Here is an 18,743-nt window from a genome sequence, read left to right on the forward strand (position 1 = left end):
CCGCGATGAAGCTGCACAACGCCACCCGGTACCCCGCGCATCTGTTCCGCGGCTGCATCGACGAGGAGCGGGTCCTCGCCGGCCTCATCGTCCGCGTCACCCACGACATCGTCGACGGCCGCCTGCGGCCTGCCGACGCGCAGCCCTGGCCGGTCTCGGCCGGCCCGTATCAGGGCCCGCTCGGGCCCATGCCGAGCGACCAGAGGTTCGTCCGCGACGGCGTCGACGTCCTGCTCTTCGGCGCCGCCCGCAGCGACCGCGGTCGTCCGGTCCCTCGCATCGACGTCTCGGTCCAGATCGGTCGCACCTGGCGCGCCGACCTCGTCGCGTATGGCGAGCGCGTGTGGCGGAGCGGCGTCACCGGCCTCGTGCCGTCGGCGCCCGAGCCCGTCTCTGCGGTCCCGCTGACCCTCGCGCACGCCTACGGCGGCGCCGACGAGTGGGACGGCCTCGAGGTCGCCTACCCCGACAACCCCGGCGGCCGCGGCTTCTACCTCGAGCGGTCGCGCGCGCGCGGCGGCTCGCTGCCCAACCTCGAGGATCCCGCCGCCCCGATCCGCGCCTGGGACGACCGCCCCGAGCCGGTCGGCACCGGCACCTGCCCGCAGCACTTCGGCCCGCGGGTGCGCCGCGGCCTCGAGCTCGACGAGGCCACCGGCGCGGTCCGCCAGATCCGCCCAGGCTTCTTCAACGACGCCTTCCCGAACATGATCGCCCCGCGCGCCCGCCCCGGCGATTCCGTGGTCGTCCACGGCGTCCGCGAGGACGGCCCGCTCGTCTTCACCTTGCCGCCCATCGACCTCCGCGTGGGCGTACAGATCGGCGACGACGGCGGCGAGCGCACGCCGGTGCTCGACCAGATCGGCGTCGACGCCGACGCCCGCCGCGTCTTCCTCACCTACCGCTATCCGTTCCGCTACGTGGTCACGCCGCACCAGCGGCGCAGCTGCACCCTCCGGCTCGTCGAGCCCGACTGAGAGGCCTCGCTGTGTTCGCAGTGATGAAGAACTGGGACCTGATGATCGGCATCGATCATCACATCTGCTGGCCGCCGGGCGCCCCGCTCCCGCTGCCCAAACCGGTCCCCTACGTCACCGTGATGGTCCTCAACGGCCTCCAGCCGCTGACGCCGATGCTCGCGCCGACCAGCCAGACCTTCTACGGCCTGACGGTCCAGCGCGGCAGCGACATCGGCCCCGGCATCCCGCACATCGGCCCGCCGAGCATCCTCACCCCGCTCGACGTCCTGTTCAGCTCCTCCGTCTCTTACTTCGGCGCCAGCGCCTACACCCACGAGGGTCAGCCGTGCGCCGCCGCGTTGCTGGTCGCGATCGGCCTCAACGCCAACTGTCAGGAGCCGGTGTCGCTGCCGACCGGCCTCGTCCTCTGCGTCACCACCCACTTCACCTGGATGTCGCCCTTCGACATCCTGTTCGGCTTCGCCTGCATGATCTTCGACGCCGCCCTCGAGTTCGCCGGGCAGAACGCCGCCAACTGGGCCAGCGGCTTCGTCACCCGCCAGGTGATGAACCCGATCGGCGCCAAGATCTCCGCCAAGATGGCCTCGAGGACAGCCGCCAAGAACGCCGCCAAGAACACCGCCTCGTCCGCGACGTCGACGGCCGCCAAGAAGGCGCCGCCGGCCCAAAGCTGGCAATCGGCGCGGCCCTCGGGCCAGCCCGGCAAGACCGCCCCGACCGCGGGCGGTCACCGACCCCAGACCGCGCGGCTGCCGAAGAAGAAAGAGATCCTCCTCGACATGGTCAAGGACATCTTCTTCGACCTCGGCATGGAGGCGCCGATGTCCCTCGTCCACATGCTCGGCATGGAGCTCCTGAGCCTCAGCGGCATCGAGGAGTTCGGCGCCCCGCGCGAGCAGCCGCAGGCAGGCTCATGACCCAGATCCAGACCGCCCCCTCCGACACTGCCACCCAGCTGTCCGTCCGCCTGCCCGACGGTCGCTGGGCGCTCGAGATCCTCGCCAAGCGCACCTACGAGTTCGACGACGCCGGCCGCCTCGGCCCCGCCGACGAGCAGCCCGGCTTCGTCCTCGCGCCTGTCTGGGACCCCGCCTTCCCCGAGCTGCTGGTCGCCGACATCGACACGTACATGTACAAGCTGCGCACTGACGTGGTCGTCCAGGGCCACGTCTACGGCGACGGCACTGCCGCGCGGGTCGACGCCGAGGTCGCGGTCGCCGGCCGCACCACCCGCCTGCGCGTCGTCGGCGAGCGTCGCTGCGCCCTCGCGGCGACCGGCGAGCTCCGCTTCTCCCCCGCGGCCGCGATCGAGCGCGTGCCGCTGCGCTACACCCACGCCTACGGCGGCCGCGACCGCGTCCACGAGGCGCGCCACGGCAACCCCGCGCGCGAGGACCCGCGCTTCCGCGGCATGACCGACGCGCAGCTCGACGCCGCCTCGCCCTTTCTCTACCCGCGCAACCCTCACGGCCGCGGCTACCTGATCGAGCCCACGCGCGAGGCAGTGGAGGCGCTCGAGCTGCCGCAGATCGAGGACCCCGACGACCTCGTCCGCACCGATCGCCTGGCCGTCGGCAACTTCATGCACTGGCACCGCATGCCGCTGCCGCGCGGGACCGACTGGATCGACTACGGCTGGTACCCGCGGGTCGCCATGCTCGGCGTCGTGCCCGTCGCCGGCGACTTCGAGCGCCCGCCCGCCGAGGTCGCGCGCGGCCTCGTGCCGCCGGCGCTCGCCGCGGGCGACGGCAAAAAGCCGCCGCACCACGCCCTCGAAGTCAGCAGCGGCGCCTCGCTCACCCTGCAGCTGCCCTACTTGCGCGGCGGCGAGGCGGTCGTCCTCCAGCACATCCACCCGCGTCGCCCCCGCCTCGAGCTGCGCGTCCCGACGGCGCCCGAGCTGGCGATCGACGCTCGCAAGGGCGGCGCGGTGCAAGCCGTCGAACCGGTCCTTCACACCCTCCTGCTCGCGCCCGATCTCCGGCGCCTGACCGTCGTGTGGCGCGGCTGCGGCCCCACCCGACGGCGCCACGCCCCTCACGAATTTTTAAAAATGCCGATGCGCGTGGCCTGGCGCGATTGATCGGACCGCGACTATCTTTCGGACATGTCCTGAAAGACATCACCCCCGTTCATGGAAGGGCGACGCGTACGTCGAGGGGCGGCGGCCCCACACGCTGAGCAGGGGCGAGTTGACGGCGACGAGATCGGGGTCCGCGAGCAGGGCGCAGTACTCGTCGATTTCGGCCTCCGTGAACGAGCCGGAGGCGACCGCGTGGGTTCGCAAGGCTCGCACGGTCGCCAGCCTGAGGGCGACCTGCGGGCCGGGTCGCAGCAAGTGTGCGGTCTCCTCGGCGCCGACGTCGACCGCGCCGAGGCCGAGCAGCAGGCTCGGCAGGTGGGCGCCGAAGGTCATCCGCACGCCGATCGCCGCGAGCATGGCGAGGTATCGCGCCTCGGCGCGATCGAAGGCCGCGGCGCCGCTCCAGCCGGGAGCGCCGGAGCCCGCGCGGCCGGTGGTCTCCTCGAGCAAGAGGACGCCGCCGGGCCGCACGGCGGCGAACAGCCGCTGCAGGACGGCGGCAGGGTCGCGCATGTGGATCAGGAGGACGCGGCAATGGACGAGGTCGTAGCTCTCGGTCTCGAGCGGGTCGACGGCGATGTCGTGCCGGCGCACCTCGAGGTTGTCGGCTTTCAGGTCGGCGAGGAAGCGCGGGTCGATGTCGGTGGCGACGACCTTGCCGCCCGGACCGACCTGTCCCGAGAGCCATCTGGCGACGCCGCCGGCGCCGGCGCCCGCTTCGAGGCAGCGATGTCCGGGTCCGAGCCCGAGGTCGAGGAGGTGCCGCCGCGTCTTGGCATCCCAGTCGGCCTCGATGGTCCGCAGGCGGGCGAGCTCGGAGTCGTGGGCGGCGTCGGCGAGGGCGTAGGTGTTCGTGTCGGTCATGGGCACGCTCGAGAGTGGAAGAGAGGCTGTCTGAAGCGACATGTTCGAAAGGAAAGCTCTCGTCGAGGCGGCAGCGCGCTCTCTCGAGGTCTCCATCGGCTCGGTGGAGTATCACCGATTTCACGGGCCCTGCGAACGCGAGCGCGGATCGTCGCGGGGAGCCGGGATCGGCAATCCCTGCGTCGCGCGCAGGAACCACCGGGAACAGCGTTCGGACGCCGGACGGGGCGCTGTTATCCCAACGATGCGCGGCATCCCGACTCTGCTGCCCCACACTGTCTGCGTCGTGTTCAGCTCTCGAGGGTTCCGTCTCCGCTCGCTCGAGCGCTGTCAGCCCCCCCTCGGCAGCAGCTCGAGCGCCCCGAGGAGCCACGGCGCCGTCGCCTGCCACGTTCTCGTCTCGCTCAGCGGCTGCCAGGCGAGCTGGACGCTCATCAGAGCTGCGCCGCCCCACAGCGTCGCTGCGTGCACGCGCCGCCTGTCCGCGAGATCGAAGACCGCGAGCGATCCGACGAGGACGAGCATCACCGCGATCGGCCAGTCGACGAGGAGCGGCACGCGGGCGCTCGCCGCTGCCATCAGCGACATCGTCGCCAGCAGCATCAGCCGGCGGTGCGCCTCCGGACGTCGTCGCAGGGCGATGCCGACCCCGGCGAACGCGGCGAACAGGCCGAGCTCGAGCAACAGGCGCAGCAGGAAGCCGGACGCAGCCGGGCCGCCGCCCTCGGCGAGCGCGCGGGCGGTCGACCCGAGCGCGACCGCCAGGCCGGTCCCCAACATCAGCACCGCCAGGCCCACGCCGGCCCAGCCGAGCCGGCGGTGGAGGTCGACGCGCCGCCCGCGGACCAGCAGCGCCTGCACGAGCAGCAGCACCACCCAGGCGAAGAACGCGACCGCGTGGGCGACCAGCAGCGGCGACGGCGTGAGCTGTCCTCGAGACCAGGGGACGACGAAGCTGCGGCCGAAGCCGATCGCCGGCAGCGCCAGGGCGACCGCCGCCGAGACGACGAAGAAGCCGCCTGGACGCCCTATCGATGCACGTGACGAGGATTGCATGGCCTGCGAATCAGCGGTCCAGCGCCAGGGTCTCGCGGATCTTCAGGCGATAGCTGCGCCCCGAGATCAGCCGGGCCCCGCCGCGCAAGACCAGCAGGAGGTCGCCCTGCAGCCCCGGCTCGATCTCCTCGATCGCGTCGATGCGCACCAGCAGCGAGCGGTGGATCCGGAGGAACCGGCGCGCGTCGAGGCGCGCCTCCAATCCCGCCAGAGTCTCGCGCACCACGAAGGTGCGCCCGGCGGCGTGGATCTTGACGTAATTGGCGTCGGCCTCGAGGTACTCGATCTCGTCGACCTTCATCAGGCGGATCTTCGCGCCGTCGCGCACGGGCAGGCGCTCGAGCTGGACCCCGCGGGCCGGCAGGTCCTGCACCAGCGACGCGACCCGCGGGTCCGGGCCGCGCCCCTCGCCGAGCCACCGCCGCGCCCGCGCCAGCGCCTCGCGCAGCCGATCCGGGTCGACCGGCTTCAGCAGATAGTCGACCGCGTGGGCCTCGAACGCCCGCAGCGCGAATTCATCGTGGGCGGTGACGAAGATGACGACCGGCGCGTCGTCGCGGGGCAGCGCGACCGCGACCTCGAGCCCCGTCATCTCCGGCATCTGCACGTCGAGCAGGAGGATGTCGGGCCGCTCGGCGACCGCCGCCGCCAGCGCCGAGCGGCCGTCGCCGTGCTCGCCGGCCACCTCGAAGCCGCTCTCCCGCGCGAGCAGCCGGCGCAGCCGGGCCCGCGCGAGCGGCTCGTCGTCGACGATCATCACCCGCCGCGAGGTCGTCACGGAGCACCTCCGACCGACCTGCGCAGCGGCAGCTCGAGCGCCACCTCCACCCCGCCACCCGCGACGTCGCCGACGGAGAAGCGATGCGCCGCGCCGTACAGCCGCTCGAGCCGCGCGCGCGTGTTCGTCAGCCCGACGCCGACGCCGGCCCGCACCCGCGCCGCGCTGCCGACCCCGTCGTCGCGGACCGCGAGCACCAGCCGCTCGCCGACCACCCGCGCCGCGACCCCCACGGTGCCGCCGCCGGCGCGCGGGGCGATGCCGTGGACGATCGCGTTCTCGAGCAACGGCTGCAGCGCCAGGTGGGGCACCAGCGCCGCCCGGGCCTGCGGATCGATGTCCCAGCGGACAGTCAGCCGATCGGCGAAGCGCACCTGCTCGATCTCGAGGTACGGCTGCAGGAACGACAGCTCCTCCGCCAGAGTCACCTCCTGCGTCGACGCGACGTCGAGGGCCCGCCGCAGCAGCGCGGACAGCTTGACGAGCATGCGGTCGGCCCCGTCGGGATCGAGGTGGACGAGCTCGGAGATCGATCCGAGCGCATTGAAGAGGAAGTGCGGGTGGAGCTGGGCCTTGAGCGCGGCCAGCTGGGCCTCGGCGAGCTGGGCCGACAGCTGCGCGGCCTCGGTCGCCCGCCGTCGCTCGCGCCGCGCGTAGAGCCCCGCGTGCGCGACCCCGACGATCATCCAGTACAGCATGAAGTTGTTGAGGAGGCTCTGCAGGAGGACCACGCGGAACGGCGGGAGCGACCCGTACCACCCGATCCACGGATCGAGGAGCCAGACGGCGCCTGCGCGGACGGACACGACGAACAGCGCGCCTGCCACGTGCACGATCAGCCGGCCCGCCAGTCGCTCGCGCCCCAGCGGGGACCGCTCGGTGAGCCACACGATCGCCAGAGTCAGCGGGACCCACAGCCACGCGCTCGCCATCGACGTGAGCAGCGCGTGCTCCCACGCGGTCGGGCGGCCCGCGGTCGCCTGCATGAAGTGGTATTGACCGAGGGTGGCGAGGCCGTCGACGGTCCACCACACCCATGTGACGGGCCACAGCCACGAGCGCGCGAGAGCGGGAGGTTCGTCGCGCGTGTCACTCATGCCTCATGATGATAGCGCACCCCCCGAGATCCGGGCAATTCGCGGCTTCCGGGCCCGTCCCCGGCCGATCGCGCTTCGTCCCCGCGCCGGCGCGTTTCATCCCGGCGCCGCGTTCCACCGCCGCGCGAGTCGCCATAGTGGCCGCTCCACGGACGCCGCGAGGCGCAAGGAGGATCCGAGATGCGAGAGTTGCTGTGCATGGCCCCCGTGCTTTCGCTCGTGCTCGTCATGAGCGCCGCGGGCTGCGACCCGCCGGGCGCAAACCCACCCGAGCCCGATCTCCGCGACGTCCTCACCGAGCTGGCAGAAAGCGTCGATTGCCCCGACTCGCCGGCCTTCGCGCCGGGGGTCGTCTCGAGCCCTGCGGAGGAGTGGCGGATCGCGTTCACCCCCGACGGCAAGACCGCCTATTTCGGCGTGAGCGAGGAGTTCTTCCCGATCGCGCGCCAGGCGACGATCATGGTGACGCACCTCGTCGACGGCGCCTGGACCGTCCCCGAGGTCGCGCCATTCTCCGGACAGCACAGCGACATCGATCCGTTCATTGCGCCGGACGGTTCGCGCCTGTACTTCTCATCGATCCGTCCGGTCGACGGTCAGCCGCGCACCGACACCGACCTGTGGATGGTCGAGCGCGGACCGGGCGGCGAATGGGGTGATCCGGTGCACCTCGGCGCCGCGGTCAACAGCCCGGCGGACGAGCTGTACCCCAGCGTGACCGCCGACGGCGAGCTCCTGTTCGGCAGCGACCGCGACGCCGCCATCCGCGGCTGGGACATCTTCCGCGCCGAGGCGACGGGCGGTGTATTCGGCCAGGCCGAGCCGATCGCGGGCGCAGTCAACACCGAGGTGTGGGAATTCAACCCGTGGATCGCCGCCGACGGGCAGGTGCTCGTATTCACCGGCCTCGACAGGCCCGGCGGCCACGGCCTGGGTGACCTGTGGGCCAGCTTCCGCGGCGAAGACGGCACCTGGGGCCCTGTCCTCGACCTGGGGCCCTGCGTGAATACGCCGCTCGACGAGTATCACCCCACCCTCGATCGCGGCCGCCTGTTCTTCGTCCGCCACGCCTACGAGCCGTGGGAGGCCGGCGACCTCCACGCGCTGAAGCTGCCCGCGGGGAGCGACTGATTCGGGCCACGACCCCCGCCGGGCTCGACTCGCCGCGCTGTCAATCGAGGCGGCTCACCAGCGAGCGCGCGACGGCCAGGGCGCACCCTCCTGCCGCATCGACGCGGCCGCCTGCAGCGGGCACGAACCCCGCGGCGGCGACGGTGCACGTGATCGTCGCGGCGCCGCGAGCGAGCGCGTGGCTGCTCGTGCGCTCCTGGACGCCCCGCCGGCCCGGATTCGGGACCGCGATCGTCATCGCCGCGTCCGCTCGGGCCTCGCCCAGGTCGGCGAGCGCGTGCGTCAGCGCGTGCGCGTCCTTCCACGCCATCGAGGCGGCCAGGACGGGCGCCAGGCGCTCGTTCACGCGGTCCGCGTCGCCGTCCGCCGCCACGACCTCGCCCGCGAGGTCGAACGCGACGAACGCCGCGGCCTCGGCAGTGTCGGCGGCGAACACCAGCGAGCCCTCCAGTCGGTCCGCGGTCCCGCCCAGCATCGACGTGTGCCGGACGCTGCCGAGCGCGGAGAACCGTCCCACGATCTCGAGGCCGAACGCCGGGCCCGCGCGATCGAAAAAATGCACGCTGACGCTCGCGCCGCGCTCGACGAGCTCGATCGTCACCTGGCCCTCGGAACAGGCGACGCGGAGGACCCTCGCGTCCCTCGTCCCCGTGAACCCGGACTCGTCGGCGCCGAGGCTGTAGCCGAGGGCCCCTCCGGCCTCGGCGAGGCGCGTGAGCGCGGCGTCGCAGGGGGCGCCGGCGCCGGCCACGATCGCCTCGCCGGCCCGCGCGGCGCCCGCGGCGACTCCGGGGCTCGTGATGGCCAGGCAGGCCGCACCGAACGCGAGGCGCGCTGCCCCGGACCGGAAGTTGGCGCGTCGCAGCGGGAGGGACATGACGGCGAGGGTGGAGGAGCCGGCCGATCCGGCAACGTCGAGCGAGCGGCGGCCGCACCGCCCCCAGCTAACTCAGCACAGGGTGCAGCGGCCTCGGCGCGGCCGAGTGATCGGTCCGCGGTGACCTCGCCGCGGCGCGGCCAGCGATCGCGGTGCGACTCTGGCGGACCCCTCTCGTTCGGGCGCGCTTCATCCCAATGACCGCCACGCGCTCATGACGATCGAGCCCCGCTCGGCCACGACCTTGAGGACGCGCGTCATCGAACCCGGCCGGCAATCGGGGCACGGCCCTGGGCGCCGATGGATAAATGACAGCACAGCGCACCCACGAATCGACACAGCGAGCAATGGCCGATGCTCGCTGCAAGCGATGCCAGCCAATGACCCGCGCATCCACCTCCGGCTCCCCGCAGAGGTCGACGAAGCTCGCCCGCGTCCCGCGTGGAGTCAGCCCCGATCCCGCGCCGGCGGGTGCGAGAGACCAGTGGCGCCGCCGCGGCCGGCAATTGCTCGCCGCGAAAGAGCCCGCCTGCGCGCGCCGACGACTGCCCGTCCGCGGCCCTGCGTGAGGCCGTGGAGCGACCTGCCCGACCCATGAGCCAGCTCACGACCGCACCCCGAATGCGCGACCAATTGTTCGGATTCCGGCCCGCACAAAAGCTCTAGACACCGAGCCAGCCGGCGATCGCCGGAAATACTCACGCCGAACACGAGATCCGGTTCACACGCGATTGTCGATTCGCACGACTCCCGCGTCCGGACGAAATCCTCGCATTGCACATACCACATCCGACATCGGCGCCGACTGACGACTCTCCTCGCTAGACCCTTCGACGGCCTGTGCCTGCATTCTCGCGCGAAAGAAGATTCCCCGTGACTCGTCATGATTCGCAGCCCGGCCAGCGCACCGTCTCCCCGCGCGAGGCTCGCTGCACCCTCCGGAGCTTCGCAGCAGGCCGCGGCGCCCCGAGCCGCCCCCGGGCCTGATACTGCCATCAGGGGCTCGCTGTGCCGGCACGTGCCGGCACACCGCCCGCCTCGCGGCGGCCCGTCACTGGCCGACCGAGGCGAAATCACTGCGTTCTTTCATGGTCGGCCGCGTGCAACGGGGGGCGAAACAGCCGACCGCTGCGAGGCCGCACCTTCGTGCCCGCATTCGCGATCCAAGGAAGATTTCCCGTGCCCACCCACGATTCGACCCCTATCGTCCTCTCTGCCGCCCTCCGCGAGCTGGCCTTCGGCCGGCGCACCGACTTCCCGCGCGATCGCAGCATCGCAGACGTCTTCGAAGAGCAGGTACGCCGCGCCCCGGATGCGATCGCGCTGCGGTTCGAGGGCCAGGACACCAGCTACCGCGAGCTCAACCGGCGGGCGAATCGCCTGGCGCGGCGGCTTCGGGCCCACGGCGTAGGGATCGACGCCCCTGTCGGGATTTTGCTCGACCCGTCGCCCGCGGTGGTCATCGCCTTCCTCGCGATCGTCAAGGCGGGCGGCGCCTATGTCCCGCTCGATCTACAGCACCCGGCGAACCGCCTCGCCAGGATGATCGAGGACACCCGGCCGACTGTCCTGCTCGGGAGCCGCGAGCTGGCCGCTCGATGCGGGTTCACCGGCGATTGCATCGAGTACCCCGGCGCGGACCTGGACGCGCCGACCGATGACGGCGACGACGTCGACGTGCGCGGCGGCGCCGGTCCGGAGGACATCGCGCACGTCCTCTTCACCTCCGGCTCGACCGGCCGGCCCAAGGGCGCGAGCATCCTGCACCGCGGCGTGCTGCGGTTGGTCGTCGACACCGACTGGATCCGGATCGGGCCGGACGATCGCGTCGCGCAGGTCGGCAGCTTCTCGTTCGACATCGCCACAGTCGAGGTCTGGGGCGCGCTCCTCAACGGGGCCTGCCTGTGCATCATCCCCCGCAACGTCCTGCTGTCCCCTGCCTTGCTGGCGCGGACGCTCGCGGACGAGCGGCTCACCTTCCTGGTCCTGAGCACGCCGCTGCTGCATCGCTTCGCGTCGATCGTACCGGGCGCCTTCGCCGGGCTGCGCACGCTCGTCGTCGGCGGCGACGTCCTCGATCCGAAGTGGGCCCGCGAGCTGTTCGCGGCCGGCAAGCCCGAGCGCCTCGTCAACATCTACGGCCCTACCGAGTGCACCACTGGCTCGACGTGGTTCGAGCTGCAGGCGCCGCCCGAGCTCGCGGCGAGCATCCCGATCGGCCGGCCGATCGCCAACACCACCGTGTACCTCCTCGACGAGCGCCTCGAGCCGGTCGCGCTCGGCGAGCCCGGGGAGGTCTGGATCGGCGGCGACGGGGTCGGGCGCGGCTATTTGAACCGCCCCGAGCTGACCGCCGAGCGCTTCGTCCGCGACCCGTTCGCCGCCGATCCCGGCGCCCGTCTGTACCGCACCGGCGACCGCGCGCGCTGGCTGCCGGACGGCAACCTCGAGTTCCTCGGGCGCGTCGACAATCAGGTCAAGGTCCGAGGCTTTCGCATCGAGCTCGGTGAGATCGAGGGCGCCCTGCGGGCTCACGCGGCCGTCGGCGACGCGATCGTCCGGGTCCGCGAGGACGTGCCCGGCGACAAGAAGCTCGTCGCCTACGTCTCGCCGCGGCCCGGCCACGCCGTCGACGTCACAGCCCTGCGCGAGCACCTCGCGCAGCAGCTCCCGCCGTACATGGTCCCGCAGGCGTTCGTGGCGCTCGCCGAGCTGCCGCTCAACGTCCACGGCAAGGTCGACCCGCTGAAGCTGCCCGCGCCGCGCTTCGAGGCCGACGCGCGGGTCGCCCCCCGCGACGCGCTCGAGGCCTCGCTCGCCCAAATCTGGGCCGACGTCCTCCGGCTCGCCGAGGTCGGCGTCCACGACCGCTTCCTCGAGCACGGCGGCGACTCGCTGCTCGCCCTGAGCGTGCTCGATCGCATCCACCGCGAGCACGGCGTCATCCTCTCGGCCCGCGCAGTGTTCGAGGCGGCGACCATCGAGGGGCTCGCGCGCGCGGTCGAGGCCGTGCGTGCGGCCGGCGAGGCGACTGCGACCGCCCCGCTGACGCCGGTCGACAGGTCCCGGCCGCTGCCGCTGTCGTTCGCCGAGCGGCAGCTGTGGTTCGTGGCCCAGATGGCCCCGGACAGCAGGTCCTACAACGAGCCGTTCACCCTGCACCTCGCCGCGGACACCGATCCGGAGCTGCTCGAGCAGGCGCTGCGGGGGGTCGTCGAGCGCCACGAGATCTTGCGCACCACCTACGCCCTCGCCGCGGACGGGCCCGTCCGCATCGTGCACGCCGCCCTGCCGCCGACCTTCGCGCGCGAGGACCTGCGGGGGACGCCGGCGGAGCTGCGCGAGGAGCGGGCGCGGGAGCTCGCCACGCGCGACGCCCGGGCGCGCTTCGACCTCGAGCGCGGCCCCCTGCTGCGCGCCACGTTCGTGCGGCTCGACGACGCCGCGTGCCGGCTCTACCTGACGTGCCACCACGTCGTCATCGATGGCCTGTCGATGGCGCTGTTCCTGCGCGAGCTCGAGGCGTGCCACGCCGCTCTGGCAGCGGGCCAGCGCCCCGAGCTCGCCCCGCTCTCGCTGCAATACGCCGACTTCGCGGCCTGGCAGACGGACGAGCACCAGCTGCGAGCGAACGCGCCGCACCTCGAGTACTGGACCTCGCAGCTGCGAGGCGTCGGCACCCTCGAGCTGCCCGGCGCCCGCCCACGCCCGGCGACCCCGAGCCACCGCGGCGCGCGGCACTACCTGCACATCCCCGCGGCGCTCGCGGCCGACGTCAAGGAGCTGGGTCGGTCCGCCGGCGCGACCCCCTTCATGACCTTCCTGGCGCTCTACGGCGTCCTGCTGCAGCGCACCTCCGGCAGCGACGACTTCGCGATCGGCGCCACCTTCTCCGGCCGCGCCCGGCCCGAGCTCGGCGCGGTCATGGGCATGTTCGCCAACCTCCTGCCGATCCGCCTGCGCGCCGCCGCGGACCTGCCGTTCCGCGACCTCCTGGCGGCGGTCCGCGCCGCCTGCCTCGAGGCCTTCGAGCACGACGCGCCGCTGCCCTCGATCATCGAGGCGGTCAACCCCGAGCGCCACGCGAACATGAACCCGCTGTTCCAGGCCTCGTTCACGCTCGAGCCGGCCCTGTCGGCGCCCGGCTCGGCGTGGCGGATGGAGCAGTTCGAGATCGACACCGGCGCCGCCAGGTTCGACCTCTCGTTCGAGCTCGACGAGCGCCCCGACGGCGTCCTCGTCCGCATCGAGTACAGCACCGATCGGTTCGACGCCTGGCAGATCGAGGCGATGGCCGGTCACTACCTCGAGCTGCTGCGCGGCGCCACGCAGCGGCCGGACGCACCGCTCCGCCAACTCCCGCTGCTCCGCGGGCCGGAGACCGCGCAGCTCCTCGCGTGGAGCCGTGGGCCCCGCGTGGACGCGCCGGCCGAGGCGCTGCATCGATTGTTCGAGCAGCAGGCGTCGCGCACCCCCGACGCGCCCGCGGCGGTGTTCGAGGAGCGCTCCCTCACCTATCGCGAATTGAACGCCGCCGCCAATCGCCTGGCGCGTCACCTCCGCGACGTCGGCGTCGGCGTCGGCGACATGGTCGGCATCTGCATCGAGCGCTCGCTCGACATGGTCGTCGGCGTGCTCGCCATCCTCAAGGCCGGGGCCGCCTACGTGCCGCTCGACGCCTCGTACCCGCCGGCGCGGCTCGCCTTCATCCTCGCGGACACGAGCATCCGCTGGATCGTCGGCGAGACGTCGACGCGCGAGCTCGTCGCCGGCTCCGGCGCCACGTTCCTCTGCCTCGACGAGCTCCGCGACGTCCTGGCCGCCGCGCCGGGCGACGACCTCGACGTCGCGGTCGCGGCCGACGACCTGGCGTACGTCATCTACACCTCCGGCTCGACGGGGACGCCCAAGGGCGCGCTGATCGAGCACCGCAGCGCGTATCACTTCTGCCGCAGCGTCGCGGCGCCGCTGGGCTTCGGCCCCGGCCTGCGGGTGCTGCAATTCGCCCGCCTCGGCTTCGATGCCTCGGTGATCGAGATCTTCGTGACCCTCGCGTCCGGGGGCACGGTCCACCTGGCGCATCAGCGCGACCTGATCCCCGGCTTCGAGCTCGCCGAGCTGCTCGCGCGGCGCCGGATCGGCCTCGTGTGCCTCCCGCCCTCGGCGCTGGCCATGGTGCCCGCGCGCGCGCTGCCGGAGCTGCGGGTGCTCATCGCCGCCGGCGAGGATTGCCCGCAGGCGCTCGTCGACGCCTGGGCGCCCGGGCGCAGCTTCTTCAACGTCTACGGTCCGACCGAGACCACGGTGCTGGCGACCATCGCCGAGTGCGTCGCGGGCCGCAAACCGCCGATCGGTCGGCCGATCGCGGGGGCCGACACCTACGTCCTCGACGCCGCGCTGCAGCTCGTCCCCGCCGGCGTGCCCGGCGAGCTCTACATCGGCGGCACCGGCCTCTCTCGCGGCTATCTGCGGCGCCCGGAGCTGCAGGCCGAGCGCTTCGTCGCGGTCCCCGTGGCCGGCGGCGCGACGCTCTACAAGACCGGCGACCGCGTGCGCTTCCTGCCCGGCGGCGAGCTCGAGTTCCTCGGGCGCCTCGATCATCAGGTCAAGCTCCGCGGCTTCCGCATCGAGCTCGGCGAGATCGAGGCCGCGCTGCGGCAGCACCCCGGGGTCCGCGACGCCGCCGTGGTCGTGCAGTCGATCGCGGGCGACAGGCGCCTGGTCGGCTACGTCGCAGCGCCCGCCGGCGCGCGCGAGGACCTGCCGCGCAGCCTCAAGGAGCGCCTCCGCGGCCGGCTCCCGGACTACATGGTGCCGGCCGAGATCGTGGTGATGGACGCGCTGCCGCTCGGGCCCAACGACAAGCTCGACCGCAAGGCGCTGCCGCTGCCCGAGCGCTGGGGTCGCCCCGAGGCGGAGCGGCCCGCGAAGGGCACCCAGGAGGTCCTGGCGGACATCTGGCGCCGCGTCCTCGGGATCGCCGAGGTCGGCCTGCGCGACGGCTTCTTCGACCTCGGGGGCAGCTCCCTGCTGCTCGCGCGCGTCCAGGCCGAGATCGCCGCCGCGCTCGGCGTCCGGCCCAGCATGGCGACCCTGTTCCAGTTCCCGACCCTCGAGGCGCTGGCGCGTCACCTGGGCGGCGAGGTCCGGCCCGCGCGAGACGAGCGGCCAGTCGAGCGCGCTGCGGCGCCGCGCCCCGGCGGGATCGCCATCATCGGCATGGCGGGCCGCTTCCCCGGCGCGGGCGACGTCGACGCCCTGTGGACCCTGCTCGTCGAGGGCAAGGAGGGCATCACCCGCACCGACGAGCCCGCGGACGATCCAGCGTACGTGCGCGCGGCCGGCCTGCTCGCGGGCGCCGACGAGTTCGACGCCGAGTTCTTCGGCTACACCCCGAAGGACGCGCGGCTGACCGACCCGCAGCAGCGGCTGTTCCTCGAGTGCGCCTGGGAGGCGCTCGAGCGCGCGGGCTACGACGCGCAGCGCGTCGGCAAGACGGGCGTGTTCGCCGGCTCGGGCGTGCCGCGCTACTGGCTCGAGCAGGTCGCCCTGCAAGGCGGCGGCGCGCCGACGGCCGCGTGGTACCAGGCGATCCTCGGCAACCCCTGGCAGTTCCTGGCGACGACGACCGCCTACAAGCTCGGCCTGCGCGGCCCAGCGCTGACGGTGCAGACCGCGTGCTCGACCTCTCTGGTCGCGGTGCACATGGCCTGCCAGAGCCTGCTGACGGGCGAGTGCGACGTGGCCCTCGCCGGCGGCGTCTCGCTCGCCACCCTCGGCGAGGCCGGCTACGTCTACGAGGAGGGCAGCATCCTCTCGCCCGACGGCCGCTGCCGGCCGTTCGACGCCCGCGCCCAGGGCACCGTCCCGGCCAGCGGCGTCGGCGTGGTGGTGCTCAAGCGCCTCGAGCGAGCGCTCGCCGACGGCGACACGATCCACGCGGTCATCCGCGGCTCGGCGATCAACAACGACGGCGCCGACAAGATCGGCTTCACCGCGCCCAGCGTGCAGGGCCAGCGCGACGTCATCGCCGCGGCCCACGCCGCCGCCGGCGTGCGCCCGCACGACATCGGCTTCGTCGAGGCCCACGGCACCGCGACCCCGCTCGGCGATCCGATCGAGGTCCAGGCCCTGCGCCTGGCCTTCGGCGCCGCTCCCTGCGAAGCGCCGTACTGCGCCCTCGGCTCGCTCAAGAGCAACCTCGGCCACCTCGACGCCGCCGCGGGCGTCGCCGGCCTGATCAAGGCGGCGCTGGCGATCGAGCACGCGTACCTGCCGGGCACCCTCCACTTCGAGCGCGAGAACCCCGAGCTGCAGCTCGCGGGCAGCCCGTTCTACGTCCGCCGCGAGGGCGCGCCGTGGCTCACGCCGGCGGGCGTCGTGCGCCGCGCGGGCGTGAGCTCGTTCGGCATCGGCGGCACCAACGCGCACGTGATCCTCGAGCAGGCCCCCGCGGCCTCGGCCCCCGCGCACGCGTCGGAGCCGGCGCTGCTCGTGCTGTCGACGCGGCGCGAGGACGGCATCGACGCGGCCTCGCGCCGCCTCGCCGACCACCTCGCGGACCACCCGACGCAGTCGCTGGCCGACGTCGCGTTCACCCTGCAGCAGGGCCGCGCCGCGCTCGCCCACCGCCGCGCGGTCGTGTGCCGCAGCGTCGACGAGGCCCGGCGCGCGCTCGCTGCCCCGGCCCCGCTCCGCCGCGCCCGGCCGCGCGCCCCCGAGGTCGTGTTCCTGTTCCCCGGCGGCGGCAGCCAGCGCGTCGGCATGGGCGCGGGGCTCTACCGCAGCGAGCCGGTCTACCGCGACGCGATCGATCGCTGCGCCGCCCTGTTCGCCCGCGAGCTCGGCGGTGACCTGCGCGCCCTCCTGTTCCCGCCCGCGCAGGACCGCGACGCCGCGGCCGCGCAGCTGCGCCTGCCCTCGTGGAACATGGCCTCCGTGTTCGCCACCGAATACGCGCTGTCGCAGCTGCTCGCCGCGTGGGGCGTGCGCCCGGCGGCGATGATCGGCCACAGCCTCGGCGAGTACACCGCCGCCTGCCTCGCGGGGATCCTCGCGCTGGAGGACGCGGCGGCCCTGGTCGCCCTCCGCGGCCGGCTGTGCGACTCGATGCCGGCCTCGGCGATGCTGGTCGTGCCGCTGCCGCCGACCGAGCTCGCGCCGCTGCTCGGCGACGGCCTCGCGCTCGCCGCGGTCAACGGCCCGAAGCACGTCGTCGTCTCGGGCCTCGCGCGCGCGATCGACGACCTCGAGGAGCAGCTGCGCGGTCGCGGCGTCCAGACCCACCGCCTGCAGCTCGCGGGCGGCTTCCACTCCCCGCTGGTCGAGCCGGCGATGGCCCCGCTGACCGCCCGCGCCGCCGCCATGCGCCTGCACGCGCCGACCCTGCCGGTCGTGTCCAACGTGACCGCCGACTGGCTGCGCGACGACGACGCGCGCGACCCGAGCTACTGGGCGCGCCACCTGCGGCAGACCGTGCGCTTCTCGGAGGGGCTCGCGCGCGTCCTGCAAGACCCCGGGCGGATCTTGCTCGAGGTCGGCCCGGGCAAGTCCCTCGCCACGCTCGCGCAGCTGCACCCCGACGCGGGGCCGCAGTCGGTGATCGTCAGCGCCCTCGGCGACCGCGCCGCGGACGACGACCGCGCCGCCCTCCTCGAGGCGATCGGCGAGCTGTGGTGCGCGGGCGTCGAGATCGACTGGACGGCCCTCCACGGCAGCGCCCCGCGGCGCCGCGTCCCGCTCCCCACCTACCCGTTCGCGCGCCAGCGCCACATGCTCGACCGGGCCCCCGCGCGCCGCCCCGAGCCCGTCGTCCACCTGCCGCGGCCGGTCCTCGCTGCCGAGGCGCCGGAGCCCGCGCCCGCGACCGAGCGCGTGCTCGCGGCGCTGTGGGAGGAGCTCCTCGGCGTCGACGCGGCGCAGCTCGCCGCCGGCAGCGACTTCTTCGACCTCGGCGGCACCTCGCTGCTGGCGGTGCAGATGATCCGCGCCGTCAAGGATCGCCTGCGCGTCCCCCTGACCGCGCACGCGATCCTCGAGCACCGCACCCTCGGCGCCCTCGCCCGCGTCGTCGACGAGGCGCGCCCGCAGTCGACGCGACGCGCAGCGAGCCCGCTGCTGATCCGCCTGCAGGTGGGCGCCCCGGGGCACACCCCGCTGATCCTCGTCCAGCCGATCGGCGGCACCGTCTACACGTACATGGCCCTCGCGCGCGAGCTCGGCGCGGAGCGCCCCGTGTACGCCTTCCGGGCCCTCGGCCTCGAGGACGGCGAGGTCCCGGAAGGCAGCGTCCCGGAGATGGCCCGCCGCTACGTCGAGGAGTTGCTCGAGCTCCAGCCCGAGGGCCCCTACCTGCTCGGCGGCCACTCCTCCGGCGGCGTGATCGCCTACGAGATCGCCGGCCAGCTGCTCGCGCGCGGCCACGTCGTCGAGCGGGTCATCCAGGTCGACACCGTGACCGTCGAGCAATCGCACCGCCTCGGCGTCCGCGACATGCACGACGCCATCCAGCTGGTCGAATCGTTCAAGGCCATCTCCTCCGAGCTGGCGACCTCGCTGCTCGTCGCCATGCGCTCCGACCCGCGGCTCGGCGAGGTCATCCTCGCCACCAACAAGGCCCTCGCGCTCTACCAGCCGGCGCGTCACGCCGTGCCCCTCGTGTACCTCCGCGCCAGCGAGCGCGACCCGGTGCTCGATCCGCACGCAGACGCCTGGTGGCGCGCCCAGACGGCCGGCGGCTTCGAGGCCCACGACGTGCCGGGCAACCACTTCTCGGTGATGGAAGACCCGCACGTCGCGGCGGTCGCCCGCGTGCTCCGCGAGCGCCTCGATCCCGGCCGCCCCGAAGTCGCCCCGCTGCGCGGCGTGGCCTGAAGGA

The 18,743-nt window shown here is 73.5% G+C and carries 10 protein-coding genes; 5 read left to right on the forward strand and 5 right to left on the reverse strand.

Annotated elements, in window-relative coordinates; genetic code table 11:
- Positions 1–5 precede the first annotated feature (5 nt).
- Genes OV090_RS05870 through OV090_RS05880 form a run of 3 tightly spaced genes read left to right on the forward strand, consistent with a single transcriptional unit; the run spans position 6 to position 3,063 of the window.
- Entirely contained in the window at positions 6–977 is a 972-nt protein-coding gene (locus OV090_RS05870; RefSeq protein WP_267702489.1) for a DUF2169 domain-containing protein, read from the forward strand.
- 23 nt (positions 978–1,000) lie between these two features.
- On the forward strand, positions 1,001–1,897 hold the full coding sequence (locus OV090_RS05875) for a hypothetical protein (protein WP_267702490.1): 897 nt from the start codon (positions 1,001–1,003) through the stop codon (positions 1,895–1,897).
- Positions 1,894–3,063, forward strand: coding sequence for a DUF2169 domain-containing protein (locus OV090_RS05880; RefSeq protein WP_267702491.1), 1,170 nt, complete (start codon positions 1,894–1,896; stop codon positions 3,061–3,063). The genes OV090_RS05875 and OV090_RS05880 overlap by 4 nt, the downstream gene beginning before the upstream one ends.
- Before the next feature lie 39 nt (positions 3,064–3,102).
- Here the strand turns inward: OV090_RS05880 and OV090_RS05885 are convergent, their stop codons facing one another.
- From OV090_RS05885 to OV090_RS05900, 4 genes are all read right to left on the reverse strand, one after another.
- Entirely contained in the window at positions 3,103–3,927 is an 825-nt protein-coding gene (locus tag OV090_RS05885; protein ID WP_267702492.1) for a class I SAM-dependent methyltransferase, read from the reverse strand.
- A 330-nt stretch (positions 3,928–4,257) separates the two neighbouring features.
- Complete coding sequence (locus OV090_RS05890) at positions 4,258–4,983, reverse strand: hypothetical protein (RefSeq protein WP_267702493.1); 726 nt, start codon at positions 4,981–4,983, stop codon at positions 4,258–4,260.
- Between the two features lie 10 nt (positions 4,984–4,993).
- Entirely contained in the window at positions 4,994–5,761 is a 768-nt protein-coding gene (locus OV090_RS05895) for a response regulator (protein ID WP_267702494.1), read from the reverse strand.
- Entirely contained in the window at positions 5,758–6,858 is a 1,101-nt protein-coding gene (locus tag OV090_RS05900) for a histidine kinase (RefSeq protein ID WP_267702495.1), read from the reverse strand. Before OV090_RS05900 ends, OV090_RS05895 begins: the two co-directional genes overlap by 4 nt.
- 198 nt (positions 6,859–7,056) lie before the next feature.
- Between OV090_RS05900 and OV090_RS05905 the strand changes: the two genes are divergently transcribed.
- On the forward strand, positions 7,057–7,989 hold the full coding sequence (locus OV090_RS05905; protein WP_267702496.1) for a hypothetical protein: 933 nt from the start codon (positions 7,057–7,059) through the stop codon (positions 7,987–7,989).
- Positions 7,990–8,029: 40 nt separating this feature from the next.
- On the opposite strand, the gene OV090_RS05910 is transcribed toward OV090_RS05905, so the two are convergent.
- Positions 8,030–8,866 carry a hypothetical protein gene (locus OV090_RS05910; protein WP_267702497.1) on the reverse strand — a complete coding sequence of 279 codons (837 nt, stop codon included), beginning with the start codon at positions 8,864–8,866 and terminating at the stop codon, positions 8,030–8,032.
- Between the two features lie 1,179 nt (positions 8,867–10,045).
- Here OV090_RS05910 and OV090_RS05915 point away from each other — a divergent pair.
- A complete protein-coding gene (locus OV090_RS05915; RefSeq protein WP_267702498.1) occupies positions 10,046–18,739 on the forward strand; it encodes a non-ribosomal peptide synthetase/type I polyketide synthase in 8,694 nt (2,897 codons plus the stop codon).
- Positions 18,740–18,743: the final 4 nt, after the last annotated feature.

This window comes from Nannocystis sp. RBIL2, assembly GCF_026626745.1.
GTDB lineage: Bacteria > Myxococcota_A > Polyangia > Nannocystales > Nannocystaceae > Nannocystis.